The 22,462-nt window shown below is 50.6% G+C and carries 21 protein-coding genes and 1 other RNA gene; 3 read left to right on the top strand and 19 right to left on the bottom strand.

Annotation, left to right across the window (positions count from 1 at the left end; all coding sequences use genetic code 11):
- Positions 1-29 precede the first annotated feature (29 nt).
- The gene (locus AC3RCL_RS09160; RefSeq protein WP_492535229.1) at positions 30-1,361 is read right to left on the bottom strand and encodes a PhoH family protein; all 1,332 of its coding nucleotides are present in this window, start codon (positions 1,359-1,361) and stop codon (positions 30-32) included.
- Between the two features lie 117 nt (positions 1,362-1,478).
- On the opposite strand from AC3RCL_RS09160, the gene AC3RCL_RS09155 reads away from it, so the two are divergent.
- On the top strand, positions 1,479-2,177 hold the full coding sequence (locus AC3RCL_RS09155; protein WP_277748374.1) for a YhcN/YlaJ family sporulation lipoprotein: 699 nt from the start codon (positions 1,479-1,481) through the stop codon (positions 2,175-2,177).
- A 456-nt stretch (positions 2,178-2,633) separates the two neighbouring features.
- Here the strand turns inward: AC3RCL_RS09155 and AC3RCL_RS09150 are convergent, their stop codons facing one another.
- The 5 genes from AC3RCL_RS09150 to AC3RCL_RS09130 form a co-directional block, all read right to left on the bottom strand.
- Positions 2,634-3,737 (bottom strand): LCP family protein, encoded by a 1,104-nt coding sequence (locus AC3RCL_RS09150; protein WP_492535228.1) that lies wholly within the window; start codon positions 3,735-3,737, stop codon positions 2,634-2,636.
- Positions 3,738-3,900: 163 nt separating this feature from the next.
- Positions 3,901-4,194 (bottom strand): YlaH-like family protein, encoded by a 294-nt coding sequence (locus AC3RCL_RS09145; RefSeq protein WP_009592386.1) that lies wholly within the window; start codon positions 4,192-4,194, stop codon positions 3,901-3,903.
- Between the two features lie 39 nt (positions 4,195-4,233).
- A complete protein-coding gene (gene typA / locus AC3RCL_RS09140; protein ID WP_009592389.1) occupies positions 4,234-6,075 on the bottom strand; it encodes a translational GTPase TypA in 1,842 nt (613 codons plus the stop codon).
- A 152-nt stretch (positions 6,076-6,227) separates the two neighbouring features.
- Positions 6,228-6,740, bottom strand: coding sequence for a hypothetical protein (locus AC3RCL_RS09135; RefSeq protein ID WP_090911800.1), 513 nt, complete (start codon positions 6,738-6,740; stop codon positions 6,228-6,230).
- Between the two features lie 258 nt (positions 6,741-6,998).
- Positions 6,999-7,661 (bottom strand): TerC family protein, encoded by a 663-nt coding sequence (locus AC3RCL_RS09130; RefSeq protein WP_492535227.1) that lies wholly within the window; start codon positions 7,659-7,661, stop codon positions 6,999-7,001.
- 128 nt (positions 7,662-7,789) lie between these two features.
- Between AC3RCL_RS09130 and AC3RCL_RS09125 the strand changes: the two genes are divergently transcribed.
- Positions 7,790-8,482, top strand: a complete 693-nt coding sequence (locus AC3RCL_RS09125; protein ID WP_096773056.1) for a TerC family protein — start codon at positions 7,790-7,792, stop codon at positions 8,480-8,482.
- A gap of 132 nt (positions 8,483-8,614) precedes the next feature.
- Here AC3RCL_RS09125 and thiI read toward each other — a convergent pair whose 3' ends face one another.
- The 6 genes from thiI to AC3RCL_RS09095 all read right to left on the bottom strand — a co-directional run bounded on the left by thiI (position 8,615) and on the right by AC3RCL_RS09095 (position 13,323).
- Positions 8,615-9,853 (bottom strand): tRNA uracil 4-sulfurtransferase ThiI, encoded by a 1,239-nt coding sequence (thiI, locus tag AC3RCL_RS09120; RefSeq protein WP_096773055.1) that lies wholly within the window; start codon positions 9,851-9,853, stop codon positions 8,615-8,617.
- Entirely contained in the window at positions 9,850-11,010 is a 1,161-nt protein-coding gene (locus tag AC3RCL_RS09115) for a cysteine desulfurase family protein (protein WP_492535226.1), read from the bottom strand. The genes thiI and AC3RCL_RS09115 overlap by 4 nt, the downstream gene beginning before the upstream one ends.
- Before the next feature lie 168 nt (positions 11,011-11,178).
- Entirely contained in the window at positions 11,179-11,868 is a 690-nt protein-coding gene (locus AC3RCL_RS09110) for a lytic transglycosylase domain-containing protein (RefSeq protein WP_192569228.1), read from the bottom strand.
- Between the two features lie 153 nt (positions 11,869-12,021).
- The gene (locus AC3RCL_RS09105) at positions 12,022-12,384 is read right to left on the bottom strand and encodes a hypothetical protein (protein WP_009592139.1); all 363 of its coding nucleotides are present in this window, start codon (positions 12,382-12,384) and stop codon (positions 12,022-12,024) included.
- A 69-nt stretch (positions 12,385-12,453) separates the two neighbouring features.
- Complete coding sequence (locus tag AC3RCL_RS09100; RefSeq protein WP_006209042.1) at positions 12,454-12,678, bottom strand: DUF1540 domain-containing protein; 225 nt, start codon at positions 12,676-12,678, stop codon at positions 12,454-12,456.
- A gap of 138 nt (positions 12,679-12,816) precedes the next feature.
- Complete coding sequence (locus AC3RCL_RS09095; RefSeq protein WP_009592128.1) at positions 12,817-13,323, bottom strand: YpuI family protein; 507 nt, start codon at positions 13,321-13,323, stop codon at positions 12,817-12,819.
- 254 nt (positions 13,324-13,577) lie between these two features.
- Between AC3RCL_RS09095 and AC3RCL_RS09090 the strand changes: the two genes are divergently transcribed.
- Positions 13,578-15,500: a S8 family peptidase gene (locus AC3RCL_RS09090; protein WP_015734210.1), complete on the top strand. Its 1,923-nt coding sequence runs from the start codon at positions 13,578-13,580 to the stop codon at positions 15,498-15,500.
- A 74-nt stretch (positions 15,501-15,574) separates the two neighbouring features.
- Here the strand turns inward: AC3RCL_RS09090 and AC3RCL_RS09085 are convergent, their stop codons facing one another.
- The 7 genes from AC3RCL_RS09085 to AC3RCL_RS09055 form a co-directional block, all read right to left on the bottom strand.
- Positions 15,575-15,853, bottom strand: coding sequence for a hypothetical protein (locus AC3RCL_RS09085; protein ID WP_015734209.1), 279 nt, complete (start codon positions 15,851-15,853; stop codon positions 15,575-15,577).
- Between the two features lie 313 nt (positions 15,854-16,166).
- Positions 16,167-16,573: RNase P RNA component class A (gene rnpB, locus AC3RCL_RS09080), an RNA gene on the bottom strand.
- Between the two features lie 88 nt (positions 16,574-16,661).
- Positions 16,662-17,777: a Nif3-like dinuclear metal center hexameric protein gene (locus AC3RCL_RS09075; protein WP_015734208.1), complete on the bottom strand. Its 1,116-nt coding sequence runs from the start codon at positions 17,775-17,777 to the stop codon at positions 16,662-16,664.
- Positions 17,753-18,511, bottom strand: a complete 759-nt coding sequence (locus AC3RCL_RS09070; protein WP_041621953.1) for a tRNA (adenine(22)-N(1))-methyltransferase — start codon at positions 18,509-18,511, stop codon at positions 17,753-17,755. Before AC3RCL_RS09070 ends, AC3RCL_RS09075 begins: the two co-directional genes overlap by 25 nt.
- Positions 18,512-18,773: 262 nt before the next feature.
- Complete coding sequence (gene rpoD / locus AC3RCL_RS09065) at positions 18,774-19,904, bottom strand: RNA polymerase sigma factor RpoD (RefSeq protein WP_036666181.1); 1,131 nt, start codon at positions 19,902-19,904, stop codon at positions 18,774-18,776.
- A 42-nt stretch (positions 19,905-19,946) separates the two neighbouring features.
- Positions 19,947-21,764, bottom strand: a complete 1,818-nt coding sequence (dnaG, locus tag AC3RCL_RS09060; protein WP_015734206.1) for a DNA primase — start codon at positions 21,762-21,764, stop codon at positions 19,947-19,949.
- 41 nt (positions 21,765-21,805) lie between these two features.
- Positions 21,806-22,282: a YaiI/YqxD family protein gene (locus tag AC3RCL_RS09055; protein ID WP_096773049.1), complete on the bottom strand. Its 477-nt coding sequence runs from the start codon at positions 22,280-22,282 to the stop codon at positions 21,806-21,808.
- Between the last annotated feature and the right edge of the window lie 180 nt (positions 22,283-22,462).

Below are 22,462 nucleotides of genomic sequence, written 5' to 3'. Positions count from 1 at the left end.
TGTGAGATCATTTCTCGGGAAATATCACGCTACAGCAAATCGGCTGCCAGCTGTGCCAGCTTGGAACGCTCCCCTTTAGTCAGCGTAACATGTCCGCTTAAACCTTCCTGCTTAAATCGTTCAACCACATAGGTCAGCCCATTGCTAACGGCATCCAGGTAGGGATGGTCAATCTGTTCGGGGTCCCCCATCAGTATCACCTTGCTCCCTTCTCCCGCCCGGGAAACAATCGTCTTGACCTCATGGCGGGATAAGTTCTGAGCCTCATCAACGATGATGAACTGACCTGGAATGGAGCGACCGCGGATGTAAGTCAGTGCTTCTACCTGGATGCTTCCCAGACCCATCAATATTTTATCGATATCGCCGGATTTCTTGGTGTCGAACAAATACTCCAGGTTGTCATAGATCGGCTGCATCCACGGTCTCAGCTTCTCTTCCTTTTCTCCCGGCAAATATCCGATATCTTTCCCCATCGGAACGACCGGACGCGCAATGAGCAGTTTTTTGTATTTGTGCTCATCCTCCACCTTGGATAGTCCTGCTGCCAATGCCAGCAAGGTTTTTCCCGTTCCGGCTTTTCCCGTAATGGTAACCAGCGGAATGTCGTCATTCAGGAGAAGCTCAATCGCCATGCGCTGTTGAGCATTCCGGGCACTGATGCCCCATACGGGCTCGTTGCTTAGATGAAGCGGCTCTAGTCGGGTTGCATCTTCATTCACATGAAGAAGGGCAGACTTGCCGGATCCCATCTCGTCCTTCAGAATAACGAATTCGTGCGGATAAAGCGGATAAGTGAGTTGAAGTGGTTTAATCGGCAAATAACGATAGCTGTAGAATTCATCGATCACGGAAGGATGCACCTTGATCGTTGAGAATCCCGGATATAATTCGCTTGGATCCGCCGTGCGGTCAGATAGATAATCCTGTGTCGTTAGCCCAAGCACATCCGCTTTTATTCGAACGAGGACATCCTTGCTGACAAGAACAACGGGTCTTCCGTCCTCCTTCGGCTCCTCCTCCAATTTATAATTTAACGCGACAGCCAAAATACGATTGTCGTTCGATGCTTCGCTAAATAACTCCTGTACCTTGACGAAGCTGCGATGATTTAGCTCAACCTTCAACGTCCCGCCGTTCTCCAGAAGAACTCCGTCGTGAAGATGCCCTTGTTCTCTAAGCCCATCAAGCAATCGGGAGACCATACGGGCATTGCGGCCGATTTCATCGGCATTTCGCTTCTTGGAATCAATCTCTTCAAGAACCACCGCAGGAATGATGACTTCATGCTCCTCGAATGCATAAATCGATTGAGGATCATGCAGCAGTACGTTCGTATCCAGTACAAATATTTTTTTCATCTTATCCCTCCACTGCTTCTTCATCAGGTACACACATAAACCTTTCCGTCCCGGACATAATAAGCGTAGCGACTGGAGTAATTTAGCGAATTCTATTACGAAAGGACAGATCAATCCATGAGAGCTGCTCTATCCATCATGCTGGCGGTGTTGTTGCTCGCAGGCTGCGGGACCGCCAATAACAATGCATCACCCTCTCCTCGTAATCAAACCGATGGAACCACTGCTAACAGTGTTCGCAACATGAACGGGAACAGAGGTTATACCACCAACAATGTAGACGGTTGGACACCGGATAACCCCAATACGGGGCGTGTCGGTAACGTAAATGATAACAACGGACGAGTTGACGCTACAACCGCAAATCACCTGAAATCGCTGGCTGAGAGCGTGCCTGGCGTTAAAAACGCGAACTGTGTTGTCATGGGCAATACGGCTGTCGTCGGGCTGAATGTAGATGGAAATTTAGATCGTGCAGAAGTTGGAACCATTAAATACACGGTCGCGGAAGCCCTTCAAACCGATCCGGCAGGCGCCAATGCGCTGGTTACCGCCGATTTGGACGTAGCCAACCGGATTGCCGAGCTTGGTCGGCACATTCAGGAGGGACATCCTGTTTCCGGACTTGCCAGTGAACTTGCAGACATCGTTGGCCGTATCATCCCTCAATTGCCGAAAGACGTAACGCCGCGAGACGGGAATGCACAGCGAAACGGGAATGGGCAGCAAAACGGAAATGTGCAGCAAAACGGTGCTAAAACGGTAAAACCAAATCATCGCGGTCATGCACCGGCCCATCCACAAAACGGGAAATAAACTTGAGGATGAATTCGGTCTTACGCGCGGACATATCCCGTCATGACCCGAGTTTGTCCGTCACAAGTCTCCAAATTTCATACAAAAAAAGCCCAGTGATGCTCACTGGGCTTTTTTTAAGGTCATAACAACGCCACTAGCAGGCATAACTGCTTCGCTAGGGACATGACCGTTAACATATTTGGAGTATGACTGCTTATTCGGTGCAATATGGACACCCATGTCGAAAGAACCCGTCATGAGCGACATGGAATCAGAAGGACGACATCCGAAGGATTCCCATTCCCTAATGGAATCCGCCCGCACCAATGTAGGGGCAGGGCAAACCGTCTGCCGACTATGGATCAATGGGTGTGTCGTATGCATCATGAGGTAGGACATTCCTTCGGCCTCCTGTACAATGATCTCCATCTGATACATTGTATTATAACATACGATAAAACTTGCCTTCAATTGTCACGGAGCCGTTGCAGAATCCGCTTCTGTTCCCTGATCGCCGGAGTTGTGTTTTCCTGCAAGCTCATCTTGCAGCGCTTGTTTGGCTGCATTGAGTTCATTTGCGTTAATGTAAACGTTAGGACTTCTCCACTCACCGGTAATCGGCATAAATTTAACGTCTTCTTTGCCAATATCATAATAAGTCGCGAGCAAGTTCCGGATTTGCTCCTGCTCGAAATCGGTGGTCATGTTGTCGCTGACCGCATCCAGCGCATTGCCGACTTTCGTAACGCCGCCGAACGATTTCATCTTGTCGAGCAAGGAATGCAACACTTCGCTTTGGCGGGCATTGCGATCAAAGTCGTTGGACTCCTTGGTTTTCGGATTACAGTTCATTGATTTGCGGTAACGCACATAGTCTAGCGCCTTCTTGCCGTCCAGCTTTTGTGGACCCACTGTCAGGTTGATGTCGGTTCCATCCACGGAATCCCGGTGGCACATGTTGTATTGTACGTTAACATCCACCCCGCCGAAGGTATCCACGACGTCGCGGAAACCCTGAAAATCGATGACCGTTACATAATCGATATTAACGCCAAGATACTTGCTCATCATGACTTTCATTTCTTCTTCTGCCGGAATGCCGCTGCCCGGCTCCTTTTTCTCGGCTGCTTTATAAGCTGCTTTAAATCTTGGGTAGTAGGCGTTCAGCTTCGTCGCCTTGTATCCTTCAAGTTCAATCAGCGTATCCCGCGGCAGGGATACCAGCGTCGACGTATTGGTTTCCGGATGCATGGAGGCGACCATCACCACGTCCGTCAGGTACGTCCCTGTTTCCGGACGATGATCGGTTCCCAAGAGCAGCACGGTAATCGGTTTTTCTTTCGCGGAATGGCCCGGAGCTACCGGCTTGTCGATCCCGCTTTTCTCGATAACCTGATTTCCCTTGAAGAAGAGATATCCGGCATAACCTGCTGCAGCCAAAACCGCGATTAGCAGTACGATCAGAATAAATTTAAAAAATGATTTCCATGGGCTTTTTTTCTTTTTAGGAACTGGCTGTTTCTTGCCCTTCCCCCCACTTTTGGCTCTTGGAGGGAGACTGGTATGAGTAGGATTCATATCATAACACCTGATTTCATTCAAATTAGATGAATGTCCGATAAACGCTTCAAATTGCGAAGCATTTACCGGACCATGGTTGACTTCTCTCTCTTATAAACGATGGGGACTGACAAAAAGTTGCCGTATGGTTGTTGCCTGAAATGCTAAATTTCTACAAACCTTATGACTTCGGCTCGGCTTGAGCCTTCTTCTTCTGACGATCTTCAACAAAGTATCGAATACGCACCATCAGCATCAACGCCACGGCGACCAACAAGCATTGGATAATCGGCAGCTTATCGATCTGAAACACAAGCAGTATCGCCGAACCCAGGGCCATCAAGATATACAGGAGAATCTCCTTCAACAGAGGAAGCTTCTGCTTCACTCGGAATACCTTGTTGTAAACGTAGGTGATCAGCACAAATATGACGATATACGAAACGAGCGGGTGCGCGGCAAACCATTCCTGCATGATAGGTTCACTCCTTTTGGGCAAGTAGATCTCTATCTATTATAGATTTGCTTGCGCCATTTTACGATGTTTTTCTGCGCGTTCGCGCTCACTCTTGTTCAAAATCTTCTTGCGGAGACGAACGGATTTCGGCGTAATCTCGCAATACTCGTCGTCGTTCAAGTATTCCAGAGCTTGCTCAAGCGAGAAGATGACCGGTGTTTTCAATTTCACCGTATCGTCCTTCGTTGCCGAACGAACGTTGGTCAATTGCTTCTCTTTACAAATATTGACGACGATATCGTTGTCGCGGGTATGCTCCCCGACGATCATGCCTTCATAAATCTCGGTCCCCGGTTCCAGGAACAGGGTTCCGCGGTCTTCAACCGACATCATGCCGTAGAACGTCGAAGATCCGTTTTCCGTGGAAACCAGCACGCCTTGATGGCGTCCGCCCACTTGGCCGCCAACCAGCGGGCCATAGCTGTCGAACGCGTGGTTCATAATGCCGTAGCCGCGTGTCAGCGTCAAGAAATGGGTGCGGTAGCCGATAAGCCCGCGAGCCGGAATCAGGAATTCCAGACGGACTTGACCGTTTCCGTTGTTCACCATGTTCACCATTTCGGCCTTGCGTGTTCCAAGGCTTTCCATAACAGCGCCCATGCTCTCTTCCGGCACGTCAATGAGGAGGCGTTCGATCGGTTCCATTTTGACGCCATCGATTTCCCTTACGATAACTTCAGGCTTGGATACTTGAAGCTCATAGCCTTCACGACGCATATTCTCAATCAGGATACTGAGGTGAAGCTCGCCGCGTCCCGAAACGATATAGGCATCCGGGCTGTCCGTCTCATCCACTCGCAAGCTGACGTCCGTTTCCAGTTCTTTGAAGAGACGGTCACGAAGCTTGCGGGATGTCACCCATTTGCCTTCGCGTCCGGCAAAAGGACTGTTGTTCACCAGGAACGTCATTTGCAGGGTAGGCTCGTCAATTTTGAGAACCGGGAGGGCTTCCGGATGCTGCGGATCCGCAATGGTTTCTCCGATGTTGATGTCTTTGATGCCTGCGATCGCCACGATGTCGCCAGCGCCTGCTTCGGCAACCTCGATCCGCTTCAGTCCCTGGAAACCGAACAGCTTCTCGATACGGGCATTCTTGGTGGAACCGTCTCTAAGCATAACGGCAACCGGTTGGCCTTGCTTAATGACACCGCGATTCACGCGGCCGACGGCGATACGGCCCAGATATTCATTGTAATCCATCAAGGTAACGAGGAACTGCAGAGGCTCGTCCACTTTCTCGGTAGGGGAAGGGATATGGTCGATAATGGTTTCGTAAAGAGCAAGCATGTTATCGTCTTGCTTCTCCGGATCCATGCTAGAAGTACCGTTTAGGGCAGATGCATATACTACGGGGAAATCCAACTGGTCGTCGTTCGCTCCAAGCTCAATGAACAGGTCAAGCACTTCATCGATCACTTCAGCTGGGCGAGCAGCCGGACGGTCGATCTTGTTTACAACGACGATCGGCGTCAAGTTATGGGCAAGCGCTTTGCCCAGAACGAACTTGGTCTGAGGCATGCAGCCTTCGTATGCGTCAACAACGAGCAGAACGCCGTCGACCATTTTCATGATACGTTCGACTTCACCGCCGAAATCGGCGTGTCCAGGCGTATCCACGATGTTGATCAAGAAATCTTTATACGTAATAGCCGTATTTTTGGCTAGGATGGTAATACCGCGTTCGCGCTCCAAATCATTGGAATCCATCGCGCGCTCCTGCAGCGTCTCATGCTCCCGGAAAATACCGGACTGCTGCAGCAGTTGGTCTACAAGTGTTGTTTTGCCATGGTCAACGTGAGCAATAATGGCAATGTTGCGAATCTGATCTCTTGATTGCATAAATATATCTCAAATCCCTTCTATTCGAATGAGCCACAAAGAAAGCGCCGGACGACATGCCGACGCTTCAACATACATCCTATAATATAGGTAAACGAGCGGGAAAATCAAGTCTTTTCAGAAAACTTCCAGCAACTTTTACCTCTTCCCGATTACCAGCCTCGGCTCCATTTATTATTGCGTCTCGAACGATTGCGGCCGAAGATCATCCAAGCGCCCGCCGCGATCAAGATCAGCGCAATAATGTAGAACGCTCCTGTCTGAAGCCAGGTGAAGATGAATATCACAACGGAAAGCGCCGTCAGACCAAGCGCAATCGGCAGTGCAGCGCCGGGACGCGGGCTCTCGTACAGATAATACTCAAACAGGCCTACGGCCACACCGAGAATGAGAACAGGCCATAATGAGGCCATTAGTCCCCAGCCGCCGATATTGCATATGAGGAACAGAAGCCCGTATACCGTCAGAATACCGCCCGGTATCAGTACGGCGGCAGAAGCCCGGCGACCAAAAAACAGGATATGCAAAAAAATACCCGGCAGCAGCAGGACGAGCGGCCATAACGTTCTGCCCAGAAATCCGAACACGCCAAGCTTGCCGAGCAAAATAACGACTCCAGCGACAACGATGAAAATACCCAATGCCAAATCTTTTCTGGAGGACATTTGATCACCCTCTCTTCAATATATGTATCACCATAAACAGCGGTTTCTAACAGAAGCAGTTACGTTAATTTTAGCCCAAACCGACAAAAAAAACCATATCCCGAGCTTGTTCCGCTTAAAAATTACCCCGCCCGGCCCACGAGGCATCGGCCTAGCATCACAAGAAATGGACGACTGCGAGAGACAGTCGTCCATTTATCCGGTTTACGGCTTCCGCATGAGTATGTCCAACACCGCAGCCTGCAGTAATGTCCCCGTTTACGCGCCGGTCCGTCTTACCGTCTGCAATCCGCCGATGAGAACAACGAAACCCGCCACGATAATCGGCAGCAAGCTGTGCGCATAGGGCATCCAATAAGCCAGCAGCAGGCCGACGCGAGAATCCTGTATGAGCATTTCGCCTGCTGTAAAAGCTAAAATACCGGCACCTATATAGAGCAGTACGGGAAACTTTTGAAGCAGCCTGGAGATCATCCCGCTTCCCCATACAACAATTGGAATGCTTAATATAATCCCGATGACAATCAGGGAGAGATCGCCATTGGCAAGCCCCGCGATTGCCAAGACATTGTCCAGGCTCATGACAAAATCGGCGATCAGAATCGTATTGACCGCGCCCCATATCGTGGAAGCCCTGGCCATGCTCGCAGGATCATGTTCCTTTTGCATCATCAGTTTGACCGCGATCCAGATGAGCAGCAATGCGCCGCCAGCCTGCAGAAACGGAATTTTCAACAGCAGAACGGCCACAAAAGTCAGAATGCAGCGCAAAAGTACGGCCCCCGCCGTCCCGATCCAAACGGCCCGTTTGCGGTGTATTTCCGGAAGATCCTTGCTGGCCATAGCAATGACCAAGGCATTGTCGCCGCTGAGTACAAGATTGACCACTAATATTTGTCCCAACAAAAAAATCGTCTCCACCAGAACAACCCCCCCACTCTACACATATGTGGTTTTTGTCCAGGCTATGCTTGCACATCGGGAAAAATAGGCCTATAATAAATCCACTTTGTTTAATGGTGGAACGTATTCTAAGAGGAGTGACATTCATGGAAACCACAGCCGCTGAATTTTTTCTTGCATTAATCAACATTGTGTTTTTGGATTTGATATTGGCCGGGGACAACGCCATCGTGATCGGCCTGGCGGCACGCAATCTTCCGAAGGAAACCCAGAAAAAAGCCATTATCTACGGTACGGCAGGTGCTGTAATTCTCCGCATCATAGCCACCATCCTTGTAGTCTGGCTGCTCAACATCCCTTGGCTGCTGCTTGTGGGAGGCGTGCTCCTGATCGGCATTGCTTACAAGCTGTTGACCGACGACAATAATGATCACGGCAATATCAAGGCTGGCAGCAACCTGGGCGCGGCCATCCGCACCATCATCGTAGCCGATGCCGCCATGGGCCTGGACAACGTCATTGCCGTTGCCGGCGCGGCAAAACATAACATGATCCTTGTAACCCTGGGCCTGCTCATCAGCGTTCCCATCGTGGTATGGGGCAGCACCCTGTTCATCAAGCTGATCAACCGCTTCCCATGGATTATCTATGTAGGTTCAGCGGTGCTTGCATATACGGCATCCTCCATGATTACCGAGGAGAAGCATTTTATGGGGTACTTTGAAGGGCACCAGATTATAAAGTATCTGTTCATTGCCGCCATCATCGTCGGGGTACTGACGGCAGGACATCTGAAAAAAAAATCAGCCGCTCGCCGTCAGTCGTCCACCCTGTCCTAACGGTCTCAACATACCATAAAAACGCCCCGAGGCTTATCGTAAGCCTCGGGGCGTTTTTATGGTTTTTATCTAATCGAATAGCATAAGACGCTCTGTCGGCGGCGCCATGGCGGCCGCAGCTTCATACCCGATTTAGAACCAGTCTTCGTTGACTACGGGCTCCTCACGCTTCTCGCCAAGCTCGCCGATCTTACTGTCCGGCGTGATGATCACGGTCTCCGTGCCTTCAACCGCCGCTTGAATCAAGGCAGGCAGCTCGGTAAGCGAAGCCTCCACCTTCTCGATAATCTTCAGATTCGGATTGGTGGTCGGCGATTTAGGAACAAACAACGTGCAGCAATCCTCATACGGCAGAATCGACGTGTCAAATGTGCCGATATCCATCGCAATGTTGATGATGTCGTTCTTATCCATCATGACGAGCGGCCGGAGAAGCGGCAGCTCGGTAGCTCTTCCGATCACATTCATGCTCGGCAGCGTTTGGCTGGCCACTTGTCCCAGGCTATCCCCGGTCACGATCGCCAGTGCCCCTTCCCGCTCAGCAAGCGAGGAAGCAATCCGTAACATGGCTCTGCGCATAAAAGTAATGATCAGATTATCCTGGCCGATGCCGACAAAGGAGGTCTGCACATCGGTAAACGGCACCAGGTGAAGCTTGATTTTTCCTGTATAGCCCGATAACAGCCTCGTTAACTCCATGACCTTTTCCTTCGCAAGCTGGCTGGTGTAGGGGAAGCTGTAGAAGTGGACGCACTCAATTTCAAGTCCCCTGCGCATCGCTGACCAGCCCGCTACAGGACTGTCAATTCCTCCGGAGAGGAGCAGCATCGCCTTCCCGTTCGTACCAAGGGGGTAACCGCCGGCGCCGGGAATCACTTCATAGTACAAATACGTCTCGTTCTCCCGAATTTCCACGCGCAGCTCCATATCGGGCTGCTTCACTTTCACTTTAAGCTGGGGATAGGTCCGCAGCAATGGCGATCCGACCAAATGATTCATCTCTTGCGAGGAATGAGGGAATTGCTTCCATACTCTTCTGGCATTGACCTTGAAGGTTACCGTGCCTTCCAGTTCCTTCTGCCCCACAAATTCAACCGCTGTTTCGATAATGCGTTCAGGTTCCGAAGAACAAACGCGAACCGGACTGATGGAAACCAGGCCAAATACCTTCTTCAGCACTTGAATCAGCGCCTCGGGAGACTCCCCGTTAAGCTCGACGTACAGGCGGCCGTATTCCTTGATGATTTTCGCGCCCGGATACGGTCTGAGCACGCTTCGAATATGATTCAGCACCGATCTCTCGAACCGGTTGCGGTTTTTGCCTTTCAGGGTAAACTCGCCAAAGCGAAGCAGCAGTTTATCGTAAGTCATCTCCGATTACCCTCTCTTTCTATGACGGGACGCAGGTTCCCGCAAACTTTCGCCAATACCTCGATCAGCCGCGCTGCATCGCCCAGCTGATGCTCCTTGCCAAGACTGATACGAATTCCGGAGGAAGCTGCCTCCCTGTCTTTTCCCATCGCCAACAGCACCCGGCTGGGTTCGCTGAATTTGGACGAACAAGCCGATTTGGTCGATACGAGCATGCCCATCTCTTCCAGAGCATGGACCATCACCTCGGGTTTTAATCCCGGATACGAAAAATGAATGATGTGCGGTGCGCTCTGCTCGCTGCTGTTTAACACCAAGCCCGGAATTTTGCGGATGCCCTGAAACAGCAGCTCCCTGATCTCCGTCATCCTGGCATAAAGCTCAGGCTGATTTTCCCCGGACAATCGCATGGCCTTCGACATCGCTACCGCTCCGGCAACATTCTCCGTGCCCGCCCGATGCCCGCTCTCCTGGGATCCGCCGGATATCAGGGGAAAGAGCTGCACGCCTTGCCTGATGTACAGCACCCCCATTCCCCTTGGACCGTTGAACTTATGTGCGGACAAGCTGTACAAATCGGCCTGCCACCCGGATAGCGAGACCGGGAGCTTGCCGAATCCCTGTACGCCATCGACATGCAGCAGCGTGCGCGGGTTCCGCTCCTTCACGATACGCCCCACTTCCGCCAGCGGCTGTACGGCCCCCGTTTCATTATTCACATGCATGATGCTGACCAGCACCGTATCTTTACGGACCGCTTCGCTCAAGGCAGCCAGATCCACCATGCCTTCGGCATCCACGGGAAGGTACGTCACTTCCCAGCCCAGCGTTTCCAGCTGTCTGCAGCATTCATATACGGACGGATGCTCGGTTCCCGTCGTGATGATATGCTTGCCCCGGCTGCTGTACTGCATCGCAGCCCCTTTTATCGCCATGTTATTGCCCTCGGTCGCCCCGGACGTAAATACGATCTCATCAGGCTGAACGTCCAGCGCGGCTGCGCACACCTCTCTTGCCCTTTTCTGCAATTTGGCGGCCGCTTCGCCTGAACGGTGAAGGGCTGACGGGTTGGCATAATGAAGCTTCATGACTTCCGCCATCGTGTCCACCACTTCATCAAAAGGAGGGGTCGTTGCAGCGTGATCCCAATATATCAAGGTAATTTCCCCTTTCCATCTTACGCATCGCAGATTGCATAGCTTATGATTCCAGACCTTTATATTTACACAAAAAGACCAAACGGTAAAGCCGCACTCCATCTTGCCTTGGACAAAGCGGCGCTTATCGTTTGATCCTCTATCAGATTACTATTCGCCCCAATCGGACTACAATGCGTATTTCGACTGGGCGTTCATGACTTTGCTAATGTATGCCTGGGTTTCCTTGGGCAATTCATGAGCCACGGACATCAGCTCTTCATCGCTGGATACACCCAAACCCGCGACGCGTGTCGGTCCTGCATTATAGGCAGCAAGCACCATGGCTATCTCTCCGCCAAACCGTTGGATCAGATTGGACAAATATTTGGTGCCGCCCTCGATGTTCTGAGCCGGATCAAAAGGGTTGCTTACCCCGAGTCCTCTCGCCGTACCGTCCATGAGCTGCATCAGTCCCTTGGCACCTGCAGACGAGACCGCATGCGGATTAAACGAGGATTCCGCGTCGATGACCGCTTTGATCAACGATACCGGCACGCCATAGCGTTCCCCTGCCGCCGTGATTAAATCCTCAAAAGTCGTAGGCTTTGTTGCCCCGGTGTCGTTGACCACTGCTTCTATCGAGGTGCTCGACGAAACGGATTCATTTACAACGCCTAACTGCTGCCACAACAGCCCGTCCTTAAAGGTGACGCCGGGCGCCAGCTGTGTCATGGAACGTTCAACCGGTTTGGAAGTGGATTCTTCGTTAAGCAGGCTGCTCAGCACATTGACAAATCCGGCTGACGATTCGGTGGAATTCGTATTCATCTGTGATACATCCGTCATTTGCTTCCATGATATCGGATCTATTTGCATCGTTTAACTCACTTTCTGCCGTTAAATTTCAAACTTGTCCTTATTTTATCACGGAACTGGAACAATCTGCTATACCTATTCGACAAAAAAATAGGCGGACCAACCCTTCCCGGTTGACCCGCCCATATTAAACGATGATAAATAAATCAATCATTATCTGCTGAAAGGAATCAAGATAAAATAACTGAGCGTCGCCAGAATGCCGAGTCCTATGGACCAAGCACCTGTCGTTCTGCTGCCTTTGCTGTATGCGTAATAACCCACGACAGCCGCGATAGGTCCGAGAATGACCGACCACATGAACAAGGAGGCAATCCCTAATACAAGGCCTACGTATCCGACCGCCCGGCCGGTGGAGAGATCCGTCTTATCCTCGTCTGCATGCCGTACCGAGGTTTCCATCGGCGGAGCCACCTCGGCAGCATATTCCTCGCGGTGATCCTTTCGCGGGAAGTCTACCCGGTTTCGCTTGCCTTGAACAACCTTCATTTTATTTTTGCGATGTTTTTTATCCATAGCTCGCTTCCTCCATTTCCATCATCCTAAAGTGCCCGGCACCCGAACTTTATCCGGAGCTTGTGCCCGTCAGCCCTTCGGCTTGAAGGTCAGACAGCAGGTCTCGGAAGACTTGTCAGCAACATCCTGATGATCGTCTACGTAAGGCTCTGCCCCATACTCTTCGTTAAGTTTCACATTCGCATGACGGTCAATCTCGATCATAATCATCTCGGCATGACATAAATTTTGTTCTCCCCAGTAATGGCAATTGCTGACACTGCACTTCACTAATGGTTTGGCTTCGTTGGCCATTTTAGCATCACCTCGTCAACATTTTTTCCTATGTTTAGGGCCGGTATGCACGATAACGATTGTCAGTTGGTGCCTTAGGCGCGGAACGCAAAAAAGAGATGCCAACGGCTGGCATCTCTTGAGTCTTCCATAATTATACTAAGCGTGGCTTCTCTCGGATTGCATCCGGCGCTCCGTCAAATAATCGCTCTCGTAATAAGCAAGATCGTCGCGAAGCTCTTCATAAATCTTGGTAATGTTCATGATGACGTCACGTGCGGGACGTACCGGCTTCTTCCGGAAACGGATGGCATCCTGTCCGGTGTAGGCGTAACGGCCATCTTCGGAATAACTTTCATTTTTTGGATAGAAGAAGCTGTTCACGCAGCGATGATACAAATTATACAAAGCCTTCTCGGCAAAATCGATATCAAAATTAGGGCGACGCTGTACAACGCCTAGCTTCTCATAGGAAACTTCAGAAAATACGAGCAAATGGCGAACATCCGACAGAAATCCTTTGTAAAAGTGAACGGTTTCCTCGTCCTGTTCCGTTACCAATTGAGATAAAGCATGTTCATTCAAAAACGTTTCCATAATCGAAATAGCAGATTTCAACTTTTCTCTGGATTCTGAGCATAATTTCTGAAGATTGTCTGCTGGCATTACGATAGATCCCCCTTAAATGGTCGTGACCTGCAGGCCAAAACGGCCTGACGGTCATGCTAATATGTACTATCCTAACACAAATTTTGGGATAACGAAATCCCTATCATGAATACACTTACAAGGTTATTTTTAGTACATTTTTTTGGCGTATTCACTCTTATTGACTAAAGATTTCTTGCACGCATAAAAAGGATACACTCTTCCCACGCTAAGATTACTTACATCCTGAAATGCGGCGAGGAGGAAAATATGTGAAATCTCGTACCTTTTGGAGCATTATAGGGGCAGCGTCAGTTATTGGCGCGCTTTTGATCTTGCTGTTCATCCCCGGCTCGAAACAGCCGGCTCCAACGGCTGAACCGTCACGGCCCTTAAAACCCCAGCAGGAGAACAAGGCCAAGCATTTTACCATGCTGGGCGATATCCAGGCAACGGATCAATTAAACCGTCTCGATGCCAGGGGACACCTCCGCAAAATGCTGAACAATGATTCTTTGCGCAGCGCGGGGCAAGTCAAGGCGTATACGCAGAAAGAGCAAAAGATGCACAAGCATTTTCAGCAAGTACGCTGGTATAACCTCAAGGAAAACAAGATGGCGGACATTCAAGGCCAGCTTCCCAAAATGAGCAAAACCGACAAAAATCGGATCGCTCATCATTTTCAACTGGCGCAGCAGAAATTGAAACGTGGCGAACCTTATGATTCCCCCAAATTCAACGCGGCGGGGCAGCCTTATTTTGTTGTGGCCGAACCGTCCAAGGATGGCAGATATGGCGCTGCCGCCCTGGTCAATCAAGCCGTGCTCCAAGAGGTAAGCAATCATCAGAAGCGGAATCTCCGCTTAATTCCGTATCCGAAGGAAGGAAAATTCCGGGTCGAGTCCATCCATGCGGATACCCTCTCCGACATCACCGTCAAAACCGGCCATGATAATGAAAAGGCCAGTCATTTTTACGAAAATGAAATCGTGGTGTCCTTTCAAAATGAACCGTCAAAGCAGCAGCTGTTGGATATCTCCAAGGAAATATCATGCGAAACGCCAAGGAAACTGGGTTATGCCTATGTTTTCCGTTCCAAAGATATGGATTACCAGAAGCTTCGCTCCTATTTCCAGCAGAAGTGGAAAATCAAATACACGGAGCCTCACTACATTTATTTAACCAATGATCGCAGCCCTCAATCCCGGGTTAACTCGGATTTCCCGGATGGGACGAATGCCCAAGTCAATATTCCGAATGATCTCCTGTTTTCGGAATATCAATGGAATCTGCCCGTCATCGAGACAAACCGGGGCTGGGATCTGTCCAAAGGCAGCGAAGATGTCATCATCGCCGTAATTGACACAGGGGTGGATCTTCAGCATTCCGATTTGGACGGACAACTGGTGGAAGGATACAACATTGTCCAGAAAGACAAACAGCCGCTGGATGATGTGGGTCACGGGACGCACGTAGCCGGGATCATCGGTGCCCTGGTCAACAACGGCGAAGGCGTTGCGGGCGTTAGCTGGTACAACAAAATCATGCCGGTCAAAGCGCTCGACGGATCCGGATCGGGAACAACCTATGCTGTCGCGGAAGGCATTATTTGGGCCACGGATCACGGAGCCAAGGTAATCAATATGAGTCTTGGCAACTATGCCGACTCCCAGTTCCTGCATGATGCCGTTAAATACGCCTATGATCGCGACGTTGTGCTTGTTGCCGCATCAGGCAACGACAACACGGAGCGCCCCGGCTATCCTGCCGCCTATCCGGAGGTGCTGGCTGTCGCCGCAACGGATTCCAATCAGAAGCGGGCCGAATATTCCAACTACGGCGATTACATCGATGTGGCCGCTCCAGGGACCAATATCGCAAGCACCTTCCCGGGAAATCAATATGCTGCTCTATCCGGGACCTCCATGGCCAGTCCCCATGCAGCCGCCATGGCGGGGCTCATCCGTTCCCTTAATCCTGACCTGACCAATCAAGAAGTCATGGACGTCATGATCAACCAAGCGGTGGATCTCGGCGACAAGGGAAGGGATAAATATTACGGTCATGGTCAGATCGATATCTTCCAGTCCTTGAAAGCGGTTGGCGCGCCTGAAGTGCCTCTTCAAATGTGGCCCGGCCATACCCTTCGCAATCTGGAGCAAGAGCTCCGCAAATTAAACGGCTCAAACGAATAAAAGATAAAGAATAAAGCAGCTTCCGCCTCTCGCGTTGGCTGCTCTATTCATGATCCGAGACAATGCCGTCACATTTATTTCTTCCGGCGGGTACGGCTGGTACGCACTGTAGCTTTCTTGGAACGCTTGCCGGATACCGTAACGCCGCCGTAGCCTCCATTTTCGGTTACGACTTCTTCTTCGCTGTACGTGTACAGATGTTTTTCTACCGGGACGCAGTGAATCTTATCCACCACTTTTATAGGATGAATAACCGGTACGATTTGCGGTACATAGTGGTCTCTCACGACTACAATCGGATCGCACACAATCGGGGACACCGGAGGACATGGATAATCGTTATGACAAGACATGTGTTTGCATCTCCTTTCCGTTGATGATTATAGCTTATTATCCCAAGGGCTATTTGGTATGGACGATTATCCGTACAGGGCACATGATCTCCCAATATTTTCACAAATCCAGAAGAAAAACGTCTATCGACGTACTTTCTCGGAAGACAGACCGCGGTTAGAGGAAGTTTTTCTTGCGATATCAGGAAGACCCAAGCTTCGAAGTTTAACTTTCTGATATCTTGAAAAAACGCGTATTTCCTATACACCCCCTACAAGGAGTGAAAAGAAAATACGCGTTTGTACCTTAGCATATTCATAAACGTTGTGCAGTTGGGAAAGTTTTCCGTAAGCCGGGTTCTGTGCTCTTCGTGGTCATAGCGGGAACTACCCTGCCACCATAAGCGACAATCATCTATCTAGGCCGATCATTACTAATCGGCTCAAGCGACCAACCCGGACGCGCCTCGGGCTAAGGCTGTCTCCTCGAAGGAGACTGCGTCCCATTAGGTCTTGCTCCAGGTGGGGTTTACCAGGAACGAAGTCACCAGCGTTCCTCGGGGTCTCTTACACCTCGGTTCCATCCTTGCCTGTGCCGCCCTAAGGCGGCCATCGGCGGTCCATTTCTGTGGCACTATCCTTCAACTCGCGCTGACTGGACGTTATCCAGCACCCTGCCCTATGGAGCCCGGACTTTCCTCTCGCGGCTTTGAGGCCGCCAGCGATTGTCTGTCAAACTTTCCGGACAACATTACATATTATATCGTGATTCCATGCGGTACACAACCATTAAACATTAACAACAGCTGATTATTTTCCCATTCCGAAATCAAACAAACTGGAACGGCTCCGTGTTGATGCGGGAAGCCACGACCCGAGTTTCGTACTTATGCTCCTGCAGCTTCTGCTCCATCCACTCGGCAACTTTGACTTTCATGATCTTCTCGGCATTGTGGCCAGGATCAATGATGGTAAGTCCTGCGGCCAACGCGTCCTGTGCCGTATGATAATCCACATCCCCCGTTACCAGCACGTCTGCTCCCCGAAACAGCGCCTTCATCATGTAGCGTCCTCCGGAGCCGCCGATAACGGCTGCCTTGCGTATGGTACGGTCGAGTTCTCCTACGACGCGAACATGAGGGACCTCCAGCTTCTCTTTTACCACGTCGACCAACTCAGCCAGTATCAGGGGCTCCTTCAGCTTCCCGACCCGTCCAAGACCGAGGGATCTTCCCTTCAGGTCCATGTTATACAGATCGTAGGCAACCTCTTCATAAGGATGCGCCTTCAGCATGGCCTGGATGACCTTGTTCTTAATCGTGTGGGGAACGATCGTTTCGATCCGGACCTCGTCTGCCCGTTCCATCTTTCCTTCTTTACCTTGAAAAGGGGTGCTGCCTTCTCTTGGAACGAAGGTACCGAAGCCCTCGATATTGAAGCTGCAGTGGCTGTAATTTCCGATCCAGCCTGCGCCGGCCCCGAGCACGGCATCCAGCACCTCTTGATGATGGCTCTTCGGAACAAACACCACCAGCTTGGACAGCTGCTCGTTATGCATGTCATGGATGGGCGACGTATCCTCGATGCCCAACGCCTCCGCCATCCAATCGTTCATGCCGCCCTCGGTTACGTCCAGATTGGTATGGCTTACATAGACCGCGATGTCGTGTTTGATCAGCTTCTCGTATACCTTGCCCATCGGCGTATCCGTCTGCAGCTGCTTCAGCGGACGGTAGATAATCGCATGATGCGCGATAATCAGATCAGCCCCAAGCTCAATGGCTTCATCCACCACTTCATCATTCACGTCCAGTGCAACCAGCACCGTGCGAATGTCCTTTTGCAAGGTTCCAAGCTGGAGCCCGATTCGGTCATCGGGTTCGGCCACGTGCTTCGGGGCCAATTGCTCCATGTATTGAATTACGGTTTGTCCTTTGGCAAGCATGCCAGCACCTCCTGAATAAACTCGATATCCGATCGAATCTCGCTCGCCTTATCGGCCGCCGTGGGCAGATCCGAACGCGATAACGACTGAAGTATATGCCCCATCTTCTCCATCTCCGACGTCCATTTATCGTGGAAAACCGGATTCGGGGATTGCGTCAACCAAGGCCCCATACGGAACAGCCAGTTCGCAGAAAGCCGGACACCGTCTCCGATCGTCCTTTCCTTGTATACCTGTTCATTCGTCAGGTCCGTTCCGTCCGAAGGCTCGGCGACCAGCACCTCGTAAATTTTCCCGTCTTCCTCCAGGATCCATTCCTCGATCAGCACCCAGCCATGGGAATGCAGCCATCTGCGCAAAATATCCTCTCCCACGTTCGGCTGTAAAACAAGCCTGCGAACGCCGGCCAGCTTCTCGATCCCGCGATCCAGAATCGCTGCAATCAGGCTGCCGCCCATGCCGGCAATGGTAATAACGTCGGCCTCACCGGCCGAGAGCACATTCAATCCGTCCCCTTTTCGCACGCTGATGACATCGGTCATCCCTGATTCGATGACCTGCTTGACGGCAGCATCGTAAGGTCCTGGATTTACCTCACCGGCGACGGCTTGAACCGCAGCTCCGCACTCCACGGCAGCCACGGGCAGCAGGGCATGATCCGAACCGATATCTGCAAGTTTGCTGCCGCGCGGAATCTTCTCCAGAATTTTCGTTAATCTTATTGATAATTTCAATGCTGACACCCTTACATTCCATATTTTCGTTCAATCCACGATCTATTCATTACCCTAACAGACACAATACCAAACTGCAAACCCGCAAATCCGGCAATCCAACCTGGTGCCAAGTCATTTGCAATGGGTCTGGAAAAGAGCTAAAATAAAGACCAATACAACAAATGCAGGAAGAAATTCCAGAACCAAGAAACTTCATTCGCCCTGCTTGCATTCGAAAAAAAGGACCTGCTGCGTTACTGCAGAAGGTCCGTGGATTAAGCTATTCGAGAAAATCCTTTAACCGCTTGCTGCGGCTCGGGTGACGAAGCTTACGGAGCGCTTTGGCTTCGATCTGCCGTATCCGCTCACGCGTAACGCCGAATACTTTGCCGACCTCTTCCAGCGTTCTTGTGCGGCCGTCATCGAGTCCGAAACGAAGGCGAAGGACATTCTCCTCGCGCTCTGTCAGCGTATCCAGCACATCCTCGAGCTGTTCCTTCAGGAGCTCGTAGGCAGCCGCGTCAGCAGGAGCGAGTGCTTCCTGATCCTCGATGAAATCCCCAAGATGGGAATCGTCCTCTTCGCCGATCGGCGTTTCCAGCGAAACCGGCTCCTGGGCAATCTTCATGATCTCCCGGACTTTCTCAACGCTGAGTTCCATCTCTGCAGCAATTTCCTCCGGCGAAGGCTCGCGCCCAAGCTCCTGCAGAAGCTGTCTGGATACACGAATCAGCTTGTTGATGGTCTCTACCATATGCACGGGAATACGGATGGTACGGGCCTGGTCCGCGATCGCGCGCGTGATCGCTTGGCGAATCCACCAAGTCGCATACGTACTGAATTTGAAGCCTTTTTTGTAATCGAATTTCTCCACGGCTTTGATCAAACCCATGTTGCCCTCCTGAATCAAATCCAGGAACAGCATTCCACGACCCACATAACGCTTCGCAATACTTACGACGAGACGCAGGTTGGCTTCGGCCAGACGGCGCTTGGCTTCTTCATCTCCCTGTTCAATCCGGTTGGCAAGCTCAATCTCATCATCCGCGGACAACAGCGGAACCCGACCAATTTCCTTCAGGTACATCCGAACCGGGTCGTTAATTTTGATCCCCGGAGGCAGTGAAAGATCGTCGTCAAATCCAAAATCCTCATTATCATGGGATTCGGAATCTCCCGATTGCCGGTGAGGGCCCTCTTCGTCATTTTCATTTACCACATCGATGCCCAGGTCGGCCAGCTGCTCATAGAACTCTTCCATCTGCTCCGTGTCCTGATCAAATGGCGACAATTTCTCCATAATATCTTTATAGCTTAATACGGATCTCTTTTTACCCTGTTCAATCAACTGATCCTTGACTTGATCCAGCGTAAATTCCGTTTCTAGTTCAGTATGCTGATCATTCGCCATCATTCGACTCCCTCCTCCCTAGAAACAGCAATGCGCGGGGCTTCATTGTCTTTCTAGGGCGATAATCTCACTTGCAATTTGCGCGGCTCGCAAAAAATCACCAGAGCGCTCCGCTTTTATCATTTCTTCTTTTTTCTGGTCGATCTCTCTCTGCTGCGGAAATTTCAGCACCTCGCGTATGCAATCATCGAGCACTTGAACGTTCCACTCGGCGGGTGCTTCCATCATCATGATCGAGCTGACCGTCATTTCCAAACGATCGTCTTGGAGCGATGACATGAAACGGCTGATATCCGGAGATTTGCCCTGTGCGTAAAAAGCATATAGATAAGCAGCGATTGCCGCATGATCTTCAATATTAAACGCTTCTCCCAGGCGATCGCCAACGTATCGCGCGGCCTCCGCATCCTGCAGCATCAGCGACAGCAGCCGCCGTTCTGCAGCATGGTAAGCAGGCAGAAGTGCCGGGGCGGGCTGGCGCCCTTTTTTATGCCTACCATTATTCCACCTTTTTTCCTTATTATCCCCATCGCCCATCTTTTTTTGCATCGATTGCCGAAGCAGATTGCAATCCTGCTTAAGACTTTCGTAGGAAAGATGAAGCTCGGAGGATAATTCCCTCAAATAAACCTCCCGTTCGGTTGAGGAATCCAGTACGGCGATAATGGGCAGTGCCTCTTTGGCGTACGCAATTTTACCATCTTCTTCTAGCAGTATATGGTTTTTCTTCAGATATATAAGTTTAAATTTTGTTGTTGAAACGGCTGTTTCTACCACATGCCTGAAACGCTCGGGACCGAACTTGCGGATATAATCATCCGGGTCCATTCCTTCGTTCACCAAAGCGATTCGTACCTTGAGACCAACGCCTTCCAGCATTGGAATGACTTTTGACGCGGCGGCCATGCCGGCTTTATCGCCATCATAGACAACAACAACTTCTTCAGCCACCGATTTCATGATTGCCACTTGGTTTTCCGTTAGAGAGGTTCCCATCGTTGCCACGCCGTTGTGCAGTCCTGCTTCCCATGACGAAATGACATCGCCGTATCCTTCGAATAACAGGATTTGACGCAATTTGCGTATGGATGTTTTGGCCTGGTGCAGGTTGTACAATGTGCGGCTCTTATTAAATAGAAGTGTCTCCGGGGAATTCAGGTACTTCGGTTGACCGTCCCCCAGTATTCTGCCAGCAAACGCGATGACCTTGCCGCTGCGGTCATGTATCGGAAACATGATTCGTCCGCGAAAACGGTCGAGATAGCCTTCTTGTTCATGTCTTGCGGATAATAAACCGCCTCTTTCCATCTCTTTCAAGTCAAAGGAGCGTTTGGTCAGGAACTGAACCAGCGTGTCCCAACGATCTGGCGCATAACCGATTTGAAACTGATCAATCATCTTGTCGTTCATTCCGCGGGCTCTTAAATACTTCATGGCTTCCGTACCATGTTCCGTATTCTTCAGCAGGAAATGGTACAGCTTGGCGCTAAGCTCATACGCTTCAATCAAACGTTCTTTTTCCGGATTACGAGGAATTACGGGAACTCCTTGACCTTCCGGCAACGAGATATCATTCTCTTCTGCCATTGTCTTGACGGCTTCGGGAAAAGAAAATCCTTCGATTTCCATTCTAAACTTAATGGCGTTTCCGCCCTTACCGCAGCCATAGCAGTAAAAGATTTGGCGTTCCGGTGTAACCGTAAAGGAAGGAGTCTTCTCTGAGTGAAACGGGCATAAGCCCTTCAGGTATTTCCCCTGTTTGGTAAGATGCACGTATTTGCTGACCGTATCCACAATATCGCTTTTGGCCAGTACTTCCTCAATGACATCATCCGGAATATTGCCTTGTCCGGTACTCATCCAAACCACCTTCATCTCTTTTGGCACGTAAATAGTATTCGCTACGGGTGGACATTCTCCTGCAATTCACGCAAAAGTTTTGTCAGTTTATGTTGAAAAAACCTCCGGTCTTCGTCAAGCAGTTTCTTGGGCCCTTTGCCATACCTTCCTTGTTTCCTCGCCTTCGCCTGATGGTGACGGGAATCCAGCATGAAATCGATATCCGTATTATGGAAAATACGGCCGCGAAAGGAGATCACGTGGCATGATTTGGCAAGCGCAAGCGCAGCCAGTCCATAATCCTGCGTCACCACGATATCCCCCCTGGATATGTGGTTGGCGATGTAGAGGTCCGCACTTTGATCACTCCGGTCCACCTGGATCGTCGTAACCCCTTCTTCGGCTTGCAGCAGATGATCATAGGAAGAAACAAGCAGCACCGGCACACGGAATGTACGAGCAGTCTCTGCGATTTCCTTCTTGACTGGACAAGCATCCCCGTCAACCACGATCGAAATGGAGCTTTCGTTCATACGCATCACCGGCTCTTATCTTAATCTTGGGTCCTTATTATGCTGTATATTATTATATACGTCTTTGGCCGATTAAAATCCTGCTGCCCAAATAAACAATGACCTTGCCCTTGCTTGAATCCGTCCGTTCATAGCGAAAGCGCCATCCCGCGCTGAACCGCGGGCTGTCGCTTTCACTGAACAATA

This window comes from Paenibacillus sp. MT86 (assembly GCF_058792535.1).
Note: the sequence above shows the minus strand (reverse complement) of the source record. Positions and strands in the feature narration are given on the sequence as shown.

Excerpts from the sequence above, each read along its gene's own strand:
- thiI (WP_096773055.1), bottom strand. The coding sequence starts at position 9,853 with ATGACTTACGATAAACTGCTGCTTCGCTTTGGCGAGTTTACCCTGAAA.
- AC3RCL_RS09055 (WP_096773049.1), bottom strand. The coding sequence starts at position 22,282 with ATGCGTATGAACGAAAGCTCCATTTCGATCGTGGTTGACGGGGATGCT.
- AC3RCL_RS09145 (WP_009592386.1), bottom strand. The coding sequence starts at position 4,194 with ATGCAGGAATGGTTTGCCGCGCACCCGCTCGTTTCGTATATCGTCATA.
- AC3RCL_RS09125 (WP_096773056.1), top strand. The coding sequence starts at position 7,790 with ATGGAAACCACAGCCGCTGAATTTTTTCTTGCATTAATCAACATTGTG.
- AC3RCL_RS09100 (WP_006209042.1), bottom strand. The coding sequence starts at position 12,678 with ATGGCCAACGAAGCCAAACCATTAGTGAAGTGCAGTGTCAGCAATTGC.
- AC3RCL_RS09105 (WP_009592139.1), bottom strand. The coding sequence starts at position 12,384 with ATGGATAAAAAACATCGCAAAAATAAAATGAAGGTTGTTCAAGGCAAG.
- AC3RCL_RS09160 (WP_492535229.1), bottom strand. The coding sequence starts at position 1,361 with ATGAAAAAAATATTTGTACTGGATACGAACGTACTGCTGCATGATCCT.
- AC3RCL_RS09075 (WP_015734208.1), bottom strand. The coding sequence starts at position 17,777 with ATGCTTGCCAAAGGACAAACCGTAATTCAATACATGGAGCAATTGGCC.
- AC3RCL_RS09155 (WP_277748374.1), top strand. The coding sequence starts at position 1,479 with ATGAGAGCTGCTCTATCCATCATGCTGGCGGTGTTGTTGCTCGCAGGC.
- typA (WP_009592389.1), bottom strand. The coding sequence starts at position 6,075 with ATGCAATCAAGAGATCAGATTCGCAACATTGCCATTATTGCTCACGTT.
- AC3RCL_RS09135 (WP_090911800.1), bottom strand. The coding sequence starts at position 6,740 with ATGTCCTCCAGAAAAGATTTGGCATTGGGTATTTTCATCGTTGTCGCT.
- AC3RCL_RS09150 (WP_492535228.1), bottom strand. The coding sequence starts at position 3,737 with ATGAATCCTACTCATACCAGTCTCCCTCCAAGAGCCAAAAGTGGGGGG.
- rpoD (WP_036666181.1), bottom strand. The coding sequence starts at position 19,904 with ATGGCGAATGATCAGCATACTGAACTAGAAACGGAATTTACGCTGGAT.
- AC3RCL_RS09110 (WP_192569228.1), bottom strand. The coding sequence starts at position 11,868 with ATGCAAATAGATCCGATATCATGGAAGCAAATGACGGATGTATCACAG.
- dnaG (WP_015734206.1), bottom strand. The coding sequence starts at position 21,764 with ATGAGTACCGGACAAGGCAATATTCCGGATGATGTCATTGAGGAAGTA.
- AC3RCL_RS09095 (WP_009592128.1), bottom strand. The coding sequence starts at position 13,323 with ATGCCAGCAGACAATCTTCAGAAATTATGCTCAGAATCCAGAGAAAAG.
- AC3RCL_RS09085 (WP_015734209.1), bottom strand. The coding sequence starts at position 15,853 with ATGTCTTGTCATAACGATTATCCATGTCCTCCGGTGTCCCCGATTGTG.